Source organism: Caedibacter taeniospiralis (assembly GCF_002803295.2).
Taxonomy (GTDB): Bacteria; Pseudomonadota; Gammaproteobacteria; order Francisellales; family Francisellaceae; genus Caedibacter; species Caedibacter taeniospiralis.
Genome location: NZ_PGGB02000001.1, coordinates 146,416 through 164,490, shown reverse-complemented (window position 1 = coordinate 164,490; position 18,075 = coordinate 146,416). Strand labels below are relative to the sequence as shown.

Sequence of the window (18,075 nt, the reverse complement as noted above, 5' to 3'; positions counted from 1 at the left end):
CTTAAAGAAATTCCCGCCCACTTACTGAAAATCTCCTCTACCCTGATGGCACTGCGAAGTGAGGGATTCAATAATCTGGCAAAACGAGTTGCCTGCAATGTTTCACCCTTGGTATCATGACAGCGTTATTACTCTCAAAAGAATATGAGGAAATCATTGTGGCGCTTATGCGTAAAGATAAATCAAACGCCAAACATGACCGTAAAAAAGCCAAACAGACAGCAAATCAAGCGAAACCAAAAAAAGAGATCGATCACCTGCTGGTCGATCGCCTGCGTGTTACCTGGCTTGTATTAATGGGGGCAATCGCCTTGTTTTTATTATTGTCGCTGTTCTCTTATGATAGTAACGACCCAGGTTGGACCATTGCACAATCACAACCGCAAATCCGTAATTATGCAGGAATTGTCGGCGCTTATACTGCCAATATTATTTTGGCGATCTGCGGGGTATTTGGTTTTCTCATCCCATTTCTACTCATTTATGGCGTATGGCAGTTGTTTCTTGAGCGGAAGAACTTTGCCGAAAGCAGCACATTGCTGATGCTTATGCGTTTTGCTGGCGCCATTTTGCTTATTTTCGCTGGTAGCGGCTTAGCGCAAATTGCTTTTTCTATTTTCGCTATCTATATGCCTGAAGGTGCTGGAGGCATTTTAGGGCAAGAAGTGGCGAAGTATGCCGTATTCTATCTCAGTACCGCAGGGAGCGTTCTCATGCTTACGGTCGCTTTTGCACTAGGGCTTACACTGTTTTCTGGTGGTTTTTGGATCAGATTACTTGCTGCTTTAATCCGTTTTATCGTGATCAACCTAAAAGATTTTTTCGCCTCATCTCCAGAAGAAAAAGAAAGAAAAGCCGCTCAACGTAAAATAGATCAGGCAGAACAAGAAGCACAAAGACAGCTACGCAAAGAACAAAAACTCCTTGCTAAAGAAGAAAAAAAAGCATTAGCCCTTGAGAAAAAGCAGGCACAAGACCTTGCGGATGACAACAAGCGCACACTTTTTGAGAGTAGCGACCTTGGGATTAATCGCCCTTGGGAGGATACAACACGCTCATCTGAACCCTATGATGATGAGCTTATCCTTACGCCTACCAGAAAGTTACCAGGACAAGCACAAGAGCTTGAACTATCAAGATCCGAGTTTCACAAAGATCTTAAGACCAAAAAAATTAAAAATAAAACAGACAAAATCACGGGTTTACCATCCCTTGAACTCCTTGATGATCCTAATGCGGTCAAAGAGCAGGTTCCCAAAGAATTTTTACAGAAAATGGCCCTGCTTGTTGAGGAGAAGCTTGCTGATTTTGGCATTCAAGTTAAAGTCGTTGGCAGTTTTCCAGGTCCTGTGATCACCCGCTTTGAACTTGAGCTTGCCCCTGGGGTCAAAGTCAGTAAATTAAGCGGTTTAGCTCAAGATCTCGCCCGCTCACTTTCTACTGCTCGTGTGCGCGTTGTCGAGGTAATTCCTGGCAAACCTTATGTCGGTATTGAACTACCGAATCAAAAGCGCGAAATGGTACGCTTAAAAGAAGTACTCTCACACAAAAAATTCATTGATTCAAGCTCTCCTTTAACCATGGGGCTTGGCGTTGATATTGCAGGCATTCCAGAAACAGCAAACCTTGCTAAAATGCCACATTTACTGGTCGCAGGAACCACAGGTTCAGGTAAATCCGTTGGCGTAAATGCCATGATTATCAGCATGCTTTACAAGTCTGCCCCTGATGATCTTAGACTCATTATGATCGACCCAAAAATGCTTGAGTTATCGATTTATGAAGGTATTCCGCATTTATTAACTCCCGTTGTTACCGATATGAATGAGGCAGCGAACGCACTTCGCTGGTGTGTCAAAGAAATGGATAGGCGCTACGAGCTTATGGCGGCTGCAGGTGTTAGAAACATTGCAGGCTTAAATGAAAAAATCCTTGCCGCTGAAAAAGCAGGCGACCCCATGAAAGATCCGCTATGGCTTAAACTTCGACCTGGACATGAGGAACAAACCCCTCTTTTAGAAAAACTACCCTATATCGTCGTCATCGCTGATGAGTTTGCCGATATGATGATGGTCGTTGGGAAAAAAGTCGAAGAACTGATTGCGCGCTTAGCACAAAAAGCGCGTGCGGCAGGTGTCCATTTGATTCTTGCTACACAACGTCCCTCTGTCGATGTTGTCACAGGACTCATCAAAGCAAATATTCCAACGCGTATCGCTTTTCAGGTTTCTTCTAAAATAGACTCACGCACTATTTTGGATCAGCAAGGAGCCGAACAGCTCTTAGGGCACGGTGATATGCTTTACTTGCCCCCAGGAACAGGGGTCCCCATGCGTGTACACGGAGCCTTTGTCGATGACGATGAAGTACACCGTGTGGTCGCCGCCTGGAAAGAAATGGGCGAGCCCGAGTATATTGACAGCATTACCGCCAGTGATGAAGATAGTGAAGGAGGTGATACAGAGAGTGAAGATAACGATCCATTATATGATGAGGCCGTTAAAATTGTCGTGGAAACGCAGCGCGCATCAATCTCCAGTATTCAACGACGCTTACGCATTGGCTATAACCGCTCAGCGCGTTTAATCGAAGAAATGGAAAGTGCTGGCATTGTGAGTGAAATGCAAAGTAATGGCATGCGTGACGTATTAATCAAAAGGTAAAATCGTGATAAAAAAGCTCAAAAATTACACCTTCATGCTCGCTGGGTGCATCAGTATTAACTTACCGTGTGCAGTTTTTGCAGCCGCAAAAGAAGTGAAACAAACAATAGTAGCCGACACGTCACAATCACCTTCAAGCGACAGCCATCGTGGACTTTCCACTGCAGAAAAAACCTTATTCACCAGACTTGCCAAGCTTAAAAACATGTACGCTAAATTTCGTCAGACCTTAGTCAATCCTGAGCAGGAGTTTAGAGAGATAAGCACGGGAGAGCTTTGGATGAGTAAACCAAGTTTCTTTAAGTGGCAAATTCTTGTTCCACAAAAACAAATGCTGCTTTCCAACGGGCAAAAGCTTTGGAACTATGACGAAGAGCTGGAGCAGGTTACCGTCAGTGATGTGCCTAAAAATATCTCTCAAGCACCTTATCTTTTGCTGCTAACGGGGGATAGCAAAGTTTTGAGTCAGCTTTTTAGCATTGATGAGCTTTCTAGTCATCGCTATCGCTTAACGCCAAAAGTGGAAGACCAGTCGCTCATAAAATATATCGATATGGACTTTGTTAATGACACACCAAGCGCGATGCTCATTCAAACAGAAGTCGGGCAATCAACTCAGATTGAATTTTACAATACCTCGACTAAACCAATTCCTGCAGATACATATCAATTCACCCCTCCAGATGGTGTTGATGTACTTGGCTCTTAAAGGAGAAAAAATGCACATCTTAGCTAATTTAAACCATATTTTTGCGCGACCATTGACGAGTCCAGTTAGCATATTTTTGGTTGTGCTCTTACTGATTCTTACTGCCAAAGTGATTTGCCATTACAGTAAAATACCAAAGATTATTGGACTAATTGTAGCGGGTATTATTGTCGGACCGCATGCGTTAAATATTCTCAATCAGAATCTGGCAGTTACCATTTTTGCTACCACAGGCTTATTGTACATCATGTTTTCAGCGGGGCTTGAGCTTGAAATGAAAGAGTTTAAGCTGCAAAAGCGAAAAAGCATCCTCTTTGGTGCTTTAACTTTCTTAATTCCTTTTGGCATGGGCTTTCCTGTTTTTTACTACCTGTTTAATTACGAGATGAGCGCATCGATTTTAATTGCCATCATGTTCTCAACGCATACGCTAATCGCCTATCCTATGGTGAGTAAAAAAGGCTACGCCAAGCGCCAAGCCGTAGCTATTGCCATAGGTGGGACAATTATTACTGATACCGTCGTTCTATTAATTCTGGCACTGGTTACAGGTCTTCATCAGGAAGGAAGTGGCGTGCTAATATTGGCAACTTTACTGCTTGGCTTTATCGGTTTTAGTTTAGTTGCATTTCTCCTCGTCCCATACATAGCTAAGACCTTCTTTTATCTTCTGGCACGCAAAAAAAGTTTTCATTACACCTTTGTACTCATGGTGGTTTTCCTGTTAGCCGTTCTGGCTGAAATCATTGGCGTTGATGGCATTATTGGTGCCTTTTTTGCGGGTCTTGCCCTTAATCGCTTCGTTGCCAAGAAAAAAAGACTCAAAGCTGAAATTCACTTTATTGGTGAGACGCTATTTATTCCCGTCTTTTTGATCAGCGTCGGCATGATTGTGGATTTAAATGTGTTACTTGACTTACATAACGTCTTAATGATTACAACCACCTTAATTTTCGTTGCCCTATTAAGTAAATGGCTGGCAGCCAAACTGACTCAAAGCATACTCAAGCTCACCCCACTGGATGGCTGTTTGATTTTTGGCTTAAGTAGCTCGCACGCAGCTGCCACACTTGCTATTATTTTGGTCGGCTATAAAGCAGGAATACTCGACTTGCCAATTTTAAACAGTACCATTTTATTAATTCTGGTTAGCTGTCTTACAGCTTCTATCGTCACTGCCAGAACGCTGAATCAATTAAAAAAACAGGAGTGCGTAAATGTTTGAGTCACAAGAAAAAATCACCATTGATCAGCAATATTTGCGTGAAGCTCGCGAACATATTCATCGCCATCCCGAGCTTGGGTTTGATGTTGGCAATACCGCCAACTTTATCGCCGACAAACTTAATGCTCTTAAGCTAGAGGTCAAACGCAATATTGGTAGAACTGGGTTGATTGCTGATTTAATCATCGATTCTAATTACCCAATGATTGCACTGCGCGCTGACATGGATGCTCTACCTATTCATGAGCAGAATACCTGCGATTACAAATCAATCATTGATGGCAAAGCGCATATGTGTGGTCATGATGCTCATTGTGCGATGGTGTTAACCTCTGCGCACGCACTGATTCAAATGAAAGATAAGCTTAGAATCAATATTCGCTTTTTATTTCAACCGTCTGAAGAAGCCTTGCCAGGAACATCCGTAAAGCACGGTGGTCAGATATTGAATATTTAAAAGAGAAACACTCAAGAGGATCGCTGACCCTGGAAATGGTTGAGTGTTATCAAGAAGTGCATCAAACAGAGTGTCCTTTGAGAATAAACTCAATAGGGTGCCTCGGGCCTCATGATAGATTTTGTATATCCATACACAAAATCGAATCGGCTATCCTCGGCGGTATAAATTTTGCCCGGGCCGTCCGCCTCCTCGGCATGTCCTCACAAATTCGCTACGCTCATTCCGAACGGACAACACTCCTCCGATTCTACTCTACGCCTTGGGTAAAAGCTGTTTCACAGACTTCGCTCTGGCGCCTTCGGCACGTCGCTTGCTGATTATAAATTTTGCCCGGGCCGTCCGCCTCCTCGGCATGTCCTCACAAATTCGCTACGCTCATTCCGAACGGACAACACTCCTCCGATTCTACTCTACGCCTTGGGTAAAAGCTGTTTCACAGACTTCGCTCTGGCGCCTTCGGCACGTCGCTTGCTGATCAACAGCGCAAGGCTACCCGGGTCTACTCGCCCTCGCGTTCCGCTCTCCATGGCTCGCAGCGAGTGAATAAATCTTAATAAGTTTACATTAGAAAACAGGTAGAAAAGGCAGAAGCCATAAAAAATTGTTTAAATTCAGACAAGAGAAWAACTGAAAACGCAAGATTGAATTAATAGATATCTCAAGTTTTGATCCTGCCGTTGTTTCAATTACTGCCCTTAATGTTGGCAGCACATATAATGTTATTGCGGATAAGGCACATCTTAAAGGCTGCATGCGTTATCTAAGCCAGGATGCACGCATGCTTGTAAAAAAACGTCTGTATGAAATTGCTCAAGGAGTTGCCTGGACTTATGCAGGGAAAGTGGCAATTAATTACCTTGAAGGTTACCCTGAAACCAGGAACAATCCACTTTGCGCGCAAAAATCAATCGCTGCAGCACAGCGTGCTGTCGGTCAGAAAAATACTTTAAGTTCCAATATCCCATGGATGGCATCAGAGGATTTCTCATATTTTGCCAACGAAATTCCTGCATGCTACGCATTTTTAGGTGTGCGCAACGAAGCATGCGGCTTTACTTCAATGGTACATGAACCAAACTTTGACCTATCCATTGAGGCTATGACCCACGGAGTGAAGTACTATATTGAACTGTGTTTATCTTATGCTTTTTGAGTCTTTTGCTCTTTATTAAACCACCGCACTGACTTTGACTGATATAAAATATAAAATGCTGCGATGATTAAAATAATTTCAATAAAAACCAACCAGAAGTTAAGCGGATGCCCTGTGTGCTCTGGCAAGTAGAATATCAATAACGCATACCAGATGACAGCTAACAGGACGTACAACCATTTTGCAACCTTAACACCCAGGCTCATGATAAATGCCACCACAATCAGAACGGTATAGGCAACGACATCAAGCCAGATATGTTGCATCGGCTGCATGACCAAAGTAGATGAGGTTAACAAATCCAACAGCCCTAAAATGCTTGCTCCGTACAACATCCATATTGCGGCATATACTCTTTTTGGTCTTATACGTCTAGTCATTTGAATAAACTCCTTTTTTAAATTGATATAGCAAGTGGATGGACTTCCTGGCAAAAGTTTAGCTTAAAACATTGATCGTTGGCTAGTTATTAGTGCTGAGAAGCACCAAAGGGACTTAATATTTACGTCTTGGTGTGATGACAATATCTGGCTTGTGCAAATAATTCGCCCAAGAGTGGCGGTGGGCGGAAATACAGTCACCGCTCAATATCTTTGCCCATGATGGCTCATTGCGTAGGGGCGTATTGCATACGCCTTTGCAAAAATGGGCGGAAATTCTATCAAGCTCCGCCTTGGCGTATTGATTTTAATAGCTGATATGCCACAGGCACAATAAACAACGAAAAAAGTGAACCTAACAACAATCCTGCAACCATGACCATTCCAATCTGCTGGCGTGCATGCTCCCCCACTCCCGTGCTCAGTAGTAGTGGAATCGCACCTAGAATCATCGTGGCAGAGGTCATTAAAATCGGTCTTAGGCGCGTTGCTGCTCCTTTGATCACCGCATTCTTTAAACTCTCCCCTTTTGCCAACAGCTCATTTGAAAACTGAACGATTAAAACGCCATGCTTAGATACGAGTCCAATTAAAGTAATTAAGCCAATATCTGTGTAAATATTTAGCGTTCCTCCGATCATTTTTAAACCCAAGAGCGCACCAATCACACATAGCGGCACGGTGAGCAAGATGATAAATGGATCAATAAAACTCTCAAACAAGGCGGCTAAAACAAGATAAATAAACAGTAATCCAGCAATAAAGATCATGACCATACTGTTATTGCCTTCCATCATATCTTTTGCATCCCCCTTAAACGCCAAACTGGTGCCTGGCAATAGCTGCTGACTGATTGACTGAATTTCTTGAACGACTTGTCCCAATGATCCATTGGGTTGCAAATTGACGTCTATCTCCATCGCGTGCATCTGGTTATACGTCGTTAAATAGGGGATTTTAACCACAGGCTCAATATGCACGAGTCGCCCAAGCTGTAACCAGCCACCAGGGTCTGTTTTGATATATAGGCGATTGAGCACATCAAAGCTTTTGAGATCTTTTTTAGGAAGCTGAATAAAGATCGGGAAGCTCTCACCACCAGTTTCATAATCGCGACTAAGCTGCCAGCCGCCAAACATAATATTCAAAATCGTCTGAATATTCGCAGGATCAACATCCAATAAAGCTGCATTCGTGTAGTTAATATTCATATCAAACTGACCACTATCAGCGCTACTTGCAATACTGGCATAAGATATGCTTGGCAGCTTCTCTATGACACTGACTAAACTTTCCGCCTTTTTATATAGTGTTTGATAATCATCCATGCTCAACAGATACAGCTGAACATCGCCACTTCCTGACTGGTTATGTCCAGACAATGGAAAAACCCAGCTACTGCCTTCTACCCCTTGAGTATTCTTAATAATCGCATTTAACTGACGTGCGATTTTATAAGCATTTGTTACCTCGCTCTCATTTAAAATATTCATTGAATATCCCGATGTCTGACCACTTTGAGTGTCCACAAAACCAAAAGAATGCGCAAACACTTTGCCTGGAATCTTATTTTGAATTTCATCAAGCTTTTGCATAATAAAATCCGAACTGGCATTGCTTTGCCCTGTAATATTCACCCCTACCACACCAATGGTATCATTAGGCTGCAAAGCTGTTGGCATTGAGCGAAATAAGCTAACACCTGCAATGATCACAATAGCAAAGATAGCAACCACCCAATATCTTACTTGCAGGATAAACTCTAGCGATTTTCTATACGTGTGCTCGGCAGCATTAAATATTTGTGCAATCAATTTCTCATAGCGATTTTCTTTGGTGCTTCCTAACATATGCGCACACATGGTGGGTGATAAGGTCAAAGCGACAAAACCTGAAATCAGCACACTGGCTGCCAGAGTAAAAGCAAACTCTCTAAAGAAAATCGCAGACTTATCATTCATAAAGGCAATCGGGATATATACCGCCACCAGGGTGATGGTCATCCCAATAATCGCAAAGCCAATTTCTTTACTGCCTAAAATGGCGGCATTAAAAGCATTATGCCCTTTTTGCATATAGCGATAGCAATTCTCAAGCACCACGATCGCATCATCAACCACTAAACCTACGGCAAGCACAATGGCAAGAAGTGTCATCATATTTATACTAAACCCAAGCGGCCAGATGATCACAAACACACCGATTAAACACACAGGCAGGGTAACAATAGGGATCAATGCCGCTCTAAAACGCCCTAAGAATAATAGGGAAATCAGTGAAACTAAAATGATTGCCTCAATAATTGTCTTGATGACTTCATATAAAGAGGCCTTGAGTGATGTGGAAATATTAAATAGTACATCGACCTTCATTCCAGGAGGCAGTGATCTTTGCATCTGAGTAACCGCCTTTGACACAGCGGCAGCGACGTCAATCGGATTAGCATCACTGGTTTGCGATACGTTGACCACCACACCTGGTTTACCATCGATAATACTCACAGAACCATTGGCTAAGGACAAATTACCAAGATAAATCTTAGCAATTTGCCTCAAATAAATAAGCTTACCATTCTGTTTTGCGATAATCAGATTGTTGAACTTGCTGATGCTGTCCAAGGCGCTATCAACATTGATGGTATAGGTGTTGTCATTGGTGATAAGCTGACCTGCTGAGACGTTACGATTCAGTTGTTCAAGCTTATTCACAACATCAATGGCTGAGATCTTTAAAATTGCCATCGCCTTAGGATCAAGCTCAATGCGTAAGGCAGAGCCTTCTGAGTATACCTGAACATCTCCCACACCAGGAATCTGTGCCAGCTGTTTGGTAATCGTGTCGTTGATATATGAGGTAAGGCTTTCGGTAGATCGATTTGCATCTTGAAAACCGATGAGCATCACCTGAGAACCATTTCCTCTTTGTTTAATCTGTGGCGTTTGCACACTTTGGGGCAAATTTATACCTGCAATATCGCGCATCACTTCGGATTGCGCGGTAATGAATTTCTCCTGATCGATATTACCAAAATTAAGTTTGATTTGACTTTGACCTTGCATAGAGGTCGCTTCAATATAGCTTAAATTCTCAGTCCCAGAAATCGCTGCCACTAGTTGCTGGGTGACATCTTTTTGCACGACATCCGCACTGGCTCCTGGGTAGTTGGTTTGAATCATTAAAACAGGTTTAAAAATCGTCGGTTCAAATTGCAGTTTTACATAGCTAAAACTAAGCAGACCACAAAGCACCAGGATGGCATTTAAGACAAAAGATAAAACAGGGCGTTTAATGCAAATTTCAGGCAGCTTCATTTACTTCTCCACTTTGACGGCAATACCATCAGAAATATTGCCTTTGGATGAAATAATCACCTCTTGTCCCACAGATAGTCCACTAAGAATACTGATGTATCCTGTGCTGACTTGTCCAATCTGCACAGGCACCATCTTTGCTTTTCCTTCAACAATCGTATAAACAATAAATCCTCCACTGTGCGCACTTAGGGCGCTTTCTGGCACAGCTAATACCTTATTATCTGCCTTTAATACTTGAGACACATAAAGACTCATTCCTGGGCTCAACAGGTTTTTGTCGTTTTTATAGGCTGCCCTTACGGTAAACGTCAAATTGTCATCTGAGACGTCAGGCGAAATATAATCAACTTTGGCATGGAAAGTCTCCCCTGGAAAAGCATCAACGCTAAAGTTGACCACCTGCCCAAGGCTGATACTCTTTGCATACGACTCAGGTAAAGCATATTGCAATTGCAGATTCTGTTTATCCACTAAGGTAACAAAAACATCACCTGCAGAAACATAACTTCCTTTCGCCAGGGTCGTCAGTGTTAGAAAGCCACTAAAGGGCGCAACTATCTTCGTGTTTGACAGCTGATACAAGGCTGCATCATGCTGCGCCTTTGTTTGCATATAGTCCGCCTTTGCATTATCGAGCTCACTTTGCGATACCGCATGATTGTCTTTATAGAGCGTATTGGTACGTTTATATTGTGCTTCGGCTTTTGTATAACTGGCCAGGCTTGAGTTTACATCCGCCATTTGTTTAGTGTCATCCAACGTCATTAGCAGCGCACCCTCTTTGATATATTGACCGCTATCAAAATTAATTTTATCGACAATGCCCGCGATTTGCGCGCGCAAGGTGACGGTGTTTGGTGCAACCAATAACCCCGTTGCTTTAACTGTCAGGGGAATATTTCTTTGCTCAACCTTAGCAACGCTCACCTCTGTAGGCTCAACGGTGAAACTAACCTCCTTTTTACGTGAAGCAAGAAACAAAAAATAAATTACCACGAGCGTAAGTAGTACCGTAATAACAGCAAAAATAATATGTTTTTTCATTTATTCGAGACCAAGGCTTAACAGCGTTACCGCCTAAACTAGATGATCTTTTGGCAGTATACAAGAACTTAATAAATCTTGTTTTAAATAAAGCCTCAATTGTCTATCATAGACCACCTAAGATAGCGGCATCGCAAATAAAGAAAACGGGATATTCTATATGGCTCACATCATTGATGGCAAAAAAAAAGCTCAGGAAATTAGAGCAACAATCAAAGCTCAAGTAGATGAGCTTAAACATCAAGGCAAACGTATTCCAGGACTTGCTGTTATCATCGTAGGCGATGACCCTGCGTCACGAATTTATGTGAGTAACAAGCGCAAAGCCTGTGAGGATGTTGGTTTTTTCTCCGTAAACCATGACCTTACAAGGGATACCAGCAACGAGGATTTATTGATGCTAATTGCTAAATTAAATAACGATCCAAATATTGATGGAATCCTGGTGCAACTACCTCTGCCATCGCATATCAATGCGGAAAAAGTGCTTGAAGCAATTCGCCCCGATAAGGACGTTGATGGCTTTCACCCTTATAACATTGGAAAACTCATGCAGCGCAATCCATTGCTGCGCCCTTGCACACCCAAGGGCATCATGACGCTCCTTCAGTCTGTCGTTGACACTTTTAAAGGAAAGCACGCAGTCATCGTTGGCGCCTCAAATATCGTTGGGCGTCCGATGCTCATGGAGTTACTGCTTGCAGGCTCAACTGTCACGACCTGCCACCGTTTCACGAAGGATCTTTCTGATCACGTAGCCCGTGCTGATATTGTCGTTGCTGCCGTCGGTAAGCCATACTTTATCAAAGGCAACTGGCTTAAACAAGGCGCCATCGTCATCGATGTTGGCATTAACCGTCTTGAAGATGGCAGAATCGTTGGTGACGTTGATTTTGATACTGCGCTTACCAAAGCCTCTTATATCACGCCCGTCCCAGGGGGGGTTGGTCCCATGACCATCGCAACCTTGCTTGAAAATACGCTATTTGCTTGTGAGCATTTACACAACAAGGCATAATGTTTGGTGAGAAGTCTGGAGATAGCGCGAATGAATTTTGTTAGGAAGTACTGGTCACTCTGGGTGATCTTTATTGTCATTTTATTTGCCATCGGTCTATTGTTTGTGTTTTTTCATTATCCACCTACTCATGCTGCCATTACGGACGCTTCGCAAAAGAATCCAAAAGGGATAGTGCATGAAGCTCATGAAAATAACAAAACAAACTACACTGACTTAAGCCCAGAAGCTGCCTACAACAAGGGCGTGGAATACACGAAACAGGCTAACAATCTTAAGACTTATAATATCAATACAGCCGTTGACTATATCCAATACTCCGCCGCTACAGGATACGCTGAGGCGCAATTTAAGCTTGGGCTTATGTATTTTCAAGGTCTTGGCGTCCAATCAAATCCTGCTGTAGGATTTTACTGGATAGAAAAGGCAGCGAAAAATGACTACCCAGAAGCGCAAATTTACCTGGCTTATATGTATAAGAAAGGAATTGGGGTCCCTACGGATATTTTTAAATCGAATTATTGGCTGCGTCAAGCGCGCACCAATGGTATCAATCTAAGTATTGATACACTCAGCTTCTTTTGATTTCACCCTGCTCCAGAGCAAACATAATTATAAATTAGTGGCATTAATTTATAAGTTTTGTCTACACCTTTTTATTTGAATAAACGTATGGGCGTGAACACGCCCTTGCGGGCAGAAATAGGGTCAAGGCTTAAAATTTTTATAACAATTGATAAAAAAATCTTTCTATCTTGCCAAAAGGCAGTTATAGTTTGGTTGCCTTTCGACGGGTTGCCAGCTCAAATTCCTCCCTCCCTCCTTGAATAGAACTGGTGGTCCGTCGATTTTCTGATTTAATGCTCTCTGGTTGCTAAGAATTGAATATCGGCATTGCGCTCCTCTGCCATTTGCAAATTAACTCGTGTAGTCGCCAAATAGGTTAAGTGCTCGCTCCCATCAAGCGCCAGGTTGTCTGCGTATTTATGCTTAAATTGCTCGAGCTTCTTTTTGTCATTACACTCAATCCATCGAGAGGCAACCACATTTACCTGCTCATAGCCGCATTTCACACCATATTCATTTTCCAGTCTATGGGCAACCACATCAAACTGAAGCACTCCAATCGCTCCCAGGATCAAATCATTATTGTTTAAGGGTCTGAAAACCTGGGTTGCGCCCTCTTCTGATAGCTGAATCAAGCCTTTTAGTAGCGCCTTCATTTTTAAGGGGTCATTTAAACGCACACGCCTAAACAACTCAGGTGCGAAATTGGGAATCCCGGTAAATTTGAGCACCTCACCCTGGGTAAATGTATCACCAATTTGAATCGTACCGTGATTGTGCAAGCCAATAATATCTCCAGGATACGCTTCCTCTAAAGACTCACGCTCACCTGCTATAAACGTTAGGGCATTTGAAATCTGCACTTGCTTATTGATGCGCACATGCTGAAGCTTCATCCCCTTGACATATTTACCTGAACAGATCCTAAAAAATGCCATGCGATCTCTGTGCTGAGGGTCCATGTTCGCCTGAATCTTAAATACAAAGCCAGTTAGCAGTTCTTCTTCTGCATGCACCTCGCGCACATCAGTCACTCTTGGTGTTGGGGATGGCGCGCATTCAGTAAATGTATCCAGCATTTCTTTAATCCCGAAATTAGCTAACGCTGTTCCGAAAAATACTGGGGTTAATTCACCTTGTCGATATTTGGCGAGATCAAATGTATGACTTGCTCCTTTGACCAATTCAATCTGCTCTCTTAGCTCATCAGCCAAATACCCAATTTTTTGATCTAACTCAGGATTACCCAGATCTTTGATAATTTTGTAATCATGAATATGGTGACCATGCCCTGTTTCAAACAGGATAATTTCATCTTTATACAAATGGTAAACCCCTTTAAACTCCTTTCCTGAGCAAATGGGCCAAGTCATCGGTGCACACTGGATATTCAGCACATTTTCAACTTCATCCATAAGCTCCATGGGATCTCGCGTATCACGATCAAATTTATTAATGAAGGTGACGATCGGCGTAGTTCTTAAACGGCAGACCTCCATCAACTTAATCGTACGATCCTCCACACCTTTTACCCCATCGATGACCATCAGCGCAGAATCCACTGCGGTTAAAGTGCGATAAGTGTCTTCCGAAAAATCCTCATGCCCTGGGGTATCCAATAAATTCACAATGCAGTTATTATAGGGGAACTGCATCACCGAAGTCGTCACTGAAATGCCGCGTTGCTTCTCTAGCTCCATCCAGTCGGAGGTAGCATGGCGCCCTGATTTTTTGCCCTTAACCGTTCCTGCTAATTGAATCAGATTGCCAAATAGCAGCATTTTTTCCGTCAAGGTTGTTTTCCCCGCATCTGGATGCGAAATAATTGCAAAAGTTCGACGTTTATTCAGCGCCTGTAAGAACTCAGACATCATTTTTCCTCAAAATTTAAGGCTATAACCATCTTCCCGCCTATTTTACTTTAAACACCCCGTCCGCTTGCCTGACCACTTCAAAGTGGTCAGGCAAGCGTCCACCCCTCTTGGAAAGAGGGGAATTTAATGCAAGTGGGCAGAAAGATGGTCATAGCGAAATTTAACGTAAAAAATACATTATCGTCACAAAAGGCAAAGCCTACCTGTTTTAAGCAAAAATGCAAAAACTTTGTGAAAAAAAATAGCACTATCCACGAGGTTTCTGATTGTTAGAATAACCAATGAAGTTGGCTCAAATTGCCCTTATTTTCCCTTAATTGACCTTTCTAAACCCAGTACAAGCAATAGTACTCGCATATAGCTGAGATTCCCCTGCTTCTGCCACTCTCTTCTATTTTCATTTCAAGCATAATCGCCTAACATGCTTTGTAAAAAAATGGAAAGCCCGTGCGATGAGCAATAAAATTCTGGTAATGGGAGCTGGCTCCTGGGGAACTGCGTTGGCACTGCAGCTCGCGCGCGCGGGGCACAGGGTTTATCTTCATTCATGGAAACAAGCACATAATAAGCAAATGATTGAGGATAAACATAATCACGCTTATTTACCTGAGATTGATTTCCTCACCAACTTAACGGCTATTGAAGACTGGAAAAACGTCATCAAGCAGTGCGATGATATACTCGTTGCCACACCAAGTAGCGGATTTATTGACACATTAAACACACTCAAACCTTACCTAAATGACACGCAAGGCGTTATTTCGGCAACTAAAGGCTTTTGTCACCACAGCTATCAGCTGTTAGATCAAATGGCTGAAGCCATTCTTGAATCACACCATTTTGGCTTAATCACAGGACCCAGTTTTGCCAAAGAGGTCGCCAAGGGATTACCTACTGCGATACTTGCTGCCTCCAAAAACCATACGTATGCCAAGCACATTCAAAGTCTATTTAATAGCGACAACTTTCGCTGCTATACCTCAACCGACATAACTGGTGCTGAAATTGGCGGTGCCGTTAAAAATGCGTTAGCAATTGCCTGTGGGATATCCGATGGTTTAGGCTTTGGCGCCAATGCCAGAGCGGGTCTTATAACACGTGGACTCAATGAGCTTACGCAATTTGGGGTAACCCTTGGCGGTAAACTGGAAACCTTCTATGGTCTAAGCGGGCTTGGTGACCTGCTTCTCACCTGTACCGACAATCAATCGCGCAATCGCCGTTTTGGTGTGCTGATTGGTCAAGGGAGAAGTATTACCGAAGCCTGTATGGAGGTTCAACAGGTCGTTGAAGGCATCGCTTCTACCCGTGTCGTGTATAAGCTCGCACAAAAGCATCGGGTTTCCATGCCCATAATTGAGGCAGTCTATGGCATCTTGCATGAAGGCAAAGACATGCGTACGACGGCGCATGCACTATTAGCGAGATCGCTTAAAAGTGAGTAGAAACGTACTGGAAACTTCGCCAGCATTAGAAAACTCATGCAGCAAGAGTGTGTAACGGGCGCATTCCAAATTTGTAATAGTTTGCAAAGATCTACGCTAAATAATGATTTGTTCAAGTTCAAGCTCAACCTGATAATGTGCTAGAACTTCTGTCTTAATATGCTCAATCAGGCTTAACACATCTTCTCCCCTTGCATTCCCTGCATTGACAATAACACCGCCATGCTTTGGCGAAATCTGTGCCCCCCCAATCTGATAGCCTTTTAAACCTATTTTCTCCACCATTTCACCGACAGTAATAGGATAATTCGGACGTTTAAATACGCTTCCAGCACTCGGTTCTTGTGGCAGTTTTGCCTGGCGTTGTGCCAAAATGGCTTCCATTTTAGCTTTTATCTGAGTTTTCTCTTTGGGCTGAAACTGAAAACATGCGCCTAAAACGATAAAGCATGAGTTTTTGAACATGGAATAGCGATAACCAAAATCAATCTGCTTCTTTGCTAATGTCACCTTCTCACCTGTGCTTTGATTCAACACATCAACATAGAGCACATGATCATAAATTTCATCACCATAGGCACCCGTATTCATCACCATCGCTCCACCAACGCTTGCGGGCACATCAAAAAAAGTCTCAACACCACTTAAGCCACACTCATAGGCGTAAAGAGACAGAGGCTTTAGCAGGCAGCCTGCCTCAGCATAAATCCCTTCATCGGTTGTGTAGAGTTTATTAAAATTATCTCTAATAATAATAAATGCAATTTCATCATAAACAGGCTTAGAAAGGATAATATTACTCCCATTACCTAAAACCGCTACGCGAGGATGTGTTTTGTAAATGGTAAATATTTCCTCAACGGATGTTGGAAAATAAACATCGCGCGCAAAACTCTCCAACTGATAGGTATTATAAGACTTTAAAGAGAACATTTTCATTCCCCTGTGTCGATACTGATGTGCATGAAATGGGTCATATTCTCAAGTAAATTCTCATAGCCACGGAAAATCTGCTCTGCTGAGCTGATGGTACATACCTGATCCGATAATGATGCGCCCATGACAACCGCCATCCCCGCGCGCAAGTCATAACTCTTCATGGTCGCTGCGTGCAGTGTATGGGGTTCACCGCCAAAAATACGGATTTTTCCTTGATGGTACTCAATCGGAAAATTCAGCTTTCTCAGTTCATCCACATATTTGATGCGCTCAGGATATACCGTATCTGTGATTTCAGAAACCCCTGGCGCTTTAACACACATGACGGCAAAAACAGGCTGTAAATCTGTTGCAAACTCAGGGTAAGGCATGGCAGTAATACGGGTAGGTTTAAGCACACTTTTTCTACCTTGAAAATAAATCCTGTTTTTATCAGGTTCAAAACGCCACTTTGCCCCCATTTCTTTTAATACTTGTAACGGCTTGGCAATATATTCTTTAGTATTCACCCCTTCAACGCATACATCCAGCTGATGCAAATAGGCTAACGCAGCATACGTCATCGTTTGAATTCGATCATACATAACACGAAAATTAACACCTGATAGTCTTTCAACCCCTTTGATGGACATGATACGCTGATGGTGGTCAATTTTAATCTGTGCTCCTGCATAGTTTAAGAAGCTTGCCACCTCAATCACTTCTGGCTCTAGAGCGATATTATGCAGCGTTACTTCTGTGCTGCCTAAAACCGCATACAGCATTAAGTTAATGCTTGCCCCGACTGAAGGATAGCGTAAGGTATGCTCAACCTCTTTATCGACAATATGCTCAATCGTAATGTGATAGTCATCATAAGTCACTCTGGCACCCAATGCCTCAAAACCATGAAGATGGATATCAAAAGGTCTTTGCTCACTGAAAGAACAACCTCCTGGATGACCGATACTCAATATACCCACTTTTTTTGCCAACGCCCCCAAAAGCATTAATGAGGTTCGTGTTCGTCTTGTATAACTACTGGAAACATCAATCTGACTGATTTTTTGTGGCGCGGTAATCGCCACGATGCCATCCATGCTGTCGACCCTTGCGCCAATTGCCAGCAAAATATCACAAACCGCATGATAATCTCGTAAACTTGAGGGAACATTAGTCAGCGTTGTTGTGTCTTCTGTTAGTAGACTCGCAAAAAGCAGATGTAACAGGGCATTTTTTGCACCAGAGAGCTGAATATTTACTTCTTGTAGATGGTGTCGTTTACTGACTTTTATCTGCATGATT

Annotated in this window: 14 protein-coding genes; 8 read left to right on the top strand and 6 right to left on the bottom strand. The window is 42.8% G+C overall.

All coding sequences use genetic code 11. The annotated features are described in order from the left end of the window. Positions 1 to 116 precede the first annotated feature (116 nt). The 5 genes from CU053_RS00765 (at position 117) to CU053_RS00745 (ending at position 6,210) form a co-directional block, all read left to right on the top strand. Entirely contained in the window at positions 117 to 2,663 is a 2,547-nt protein-coding gene (locus CU053_RS00765; RefSeq protein ID WP_158106902.1) for a DNA translocase FtsK, read from the top strand. 4 nt (positions 2,664 to 2,667) lie between these two features. Continuing rightward, complete coding sequence (gene lolA, locus CU053_RS00760) at positions 2,668 to 3,372, top strand: outer membrane lipoprotein chaperone LolA (RefSeq protein WP_100551273.1); 705 nt, start codon at positions 2,668 to 2,670, stop codon at positions 3,370 to 3,372. A gap of 10 nt (positions 3,373 to 3,382) precedes the next feature. Next, positions 3,383 to 4,597, top strand: a complete 1,215-nt coding sequence (locus tag CU053_RS00755; protein ID WP_100551290.1) for a cation:proton antiporter — start codon at positions 3,383 to 3,385, stop codon at positions 4,595 to 4,597. Continuing rightward, positions 4,590 to 5,054 carry a M20/M25/M40 family metallo-hydrolase gene (locus CU053_RS00750; protein ID WP_158106901.1) on the top strand — a complete coding sequence of 155 codons (465 nt, stop codon included), beginning with the start codon at positions 4,590 to 4,592 and terminating at the stop codon, positions 5,052 to 5,054. Before CU053_RS00755 ends, CU053_RS00750 begins: the two co-directional genes overlap by 8 nt. A 643-nt stretch (positions 5,055 to 5,697) precedes the next feature. Beyond that, on the top strand, positions 5,698 to 6,210 hold the full coding sequence (locus tag CU053_RS00745; RefSeq protein WP_158106908.1) for a M20/M25/M40 family metallo-hydrolase: 513 nt from the start codon (positions 5,698 to 5,700) through the stop codon (positions 6,208 to 6,210). On the opposite strand, the gene CU053_RS00740 is transcribed toward CU053_RS00745, so the two are convergent. The 3 genes from CU053_RS00740 to CU053_RS00730 form a co-directional block, all read right to left on the bottom strand. Next, entirely contained in the window at positions 6,198 to 6,590 is a 393-nt protein-coding gene (locus CU053_RS00740; protein ID WP_158106900.1) for a hypothetical protein, read from the bottom strand. The genes CU053_RS00745 and CU053_RS00740 overlap by 13 nt on opposite strands. Positions 6,591 to 6,871: 281 nt before the next feature. Next, positions 6,872 to 9,901, bottom strand: a complete 3,030-nt coding sequence (locus CU053_RS00735; protein WP_100551269.1) for an efflux RND transporter permease subunit — start codon at positions 9,899 to 9,901, stop codon at positions 6,872 to 6,874. Further along, a complete protein-coding gene (locus tag CU053_RS00730; RefSeq protein ID WP_100551268.1) occupies positions 9,902 to 10,948 on the bottom strand; it encodes an efflux RND transporter periplasmic adaptor subunit in 1,047 nt (348 codons plus the stop codon). Between the two features lie 160 nt (positions 10,949 to 11,108). Here CU053_RS00730 and folD point away from each other — a divergent pair, with 160 nt between their 5' ends. Both folD and CU053_RS00720 read left to right on the top strand, forming a co-directional pair. Further along, a complete protein-coding gene (folD, locus tag CU053_RS00725; protein WP_100551267.1) occupies positions 11,109 to 11,966 on the top strand; it encodes a bifunctional methylenetetrahydrofolate dehydrogenase/methenyltetrahydrofolate cyclohydrolase FolD in 858 nt (285 codons plus the stop codon). Positions 11,967 to 11,996: 30 nt separating this feature from the next. Then, positions 11,997 to 12,551, top strand: a complete 555-nt coding sequence (locus CU053_RS00720) for a tetratricopeptide repeat protein (RefSeq protein ID WP_100551266.1) — start codon at positions 11,997 to 11,999, stop codon at positions 12,549 to 12,551. 272 nt (positions 12,552 to 12,823) lie between these two features. On the opposite strand, the gene CU053_RS00715 is transcribed toward CU053_RS00720, so the two are convergent. Further along, on the bottom strand, positions 12,824 to 14,404 hold the full coding sequence (locus CU053_RS00715; protein WP_100551265.1) for a peptide chain release factor 3: 1,581 nt from the start codon (positions 14,402 to 14,404) through the stop codon (positions 12,824 to 12,826). A 455-nt stretch (positions 14,405 to 14,859) separates the two neighbouring features. Here CU053_RS00715 and CU053_RS00710 point away from each other — a divergent pair, with 455 nt between their 5' ends. Further along, a complete protein-coding gene (locus CU053_RS00710; RefSeq protein WP_100551264.1) occupies positions 14,860 to 15,852 on the top strand; it encodes an NAD(P)H-dependent glycerol-3-phosphate dehydrogenase in 993 nt (330 codons plus the stop codon). A gap of 96 nt (positions 15,853 to 15,948) precedes the next feature. On the opposite strand, the gene murB is transcribed toward CU053_RS00710, so the two are convergent. Both murB and CU053_RS00700 read right to left on the bottom strand, forming a co-directional pair. After that, entirely contained in the window at positions 15,949 to 16,785 is an 837-nt protein-coding gene (gene murB / locus CU053_RS00705) for a UDP-N-acetylmuramate dehydrogenase (RefSeq protein ID WP_100551263.1), read from the bottom strand. A 2-nt stretch (positions 16,786 to 16,787) separates the two neighbouring features. Continuing rightward, a complete protein-coding gene (locus CU053_RS00700; RefSeq protein ID WP_100551262.1) occupies positions 16,788 to 18,071 on the bottom strand; it encodes a UDP-N-acetylglucosamine 1-carboxyvinyltransferase in 1,284 nt (427 codons plus the stop codon). Between the last annotated feature and the right edge of the window lie 4 nt (positions 18,072 to 18,075).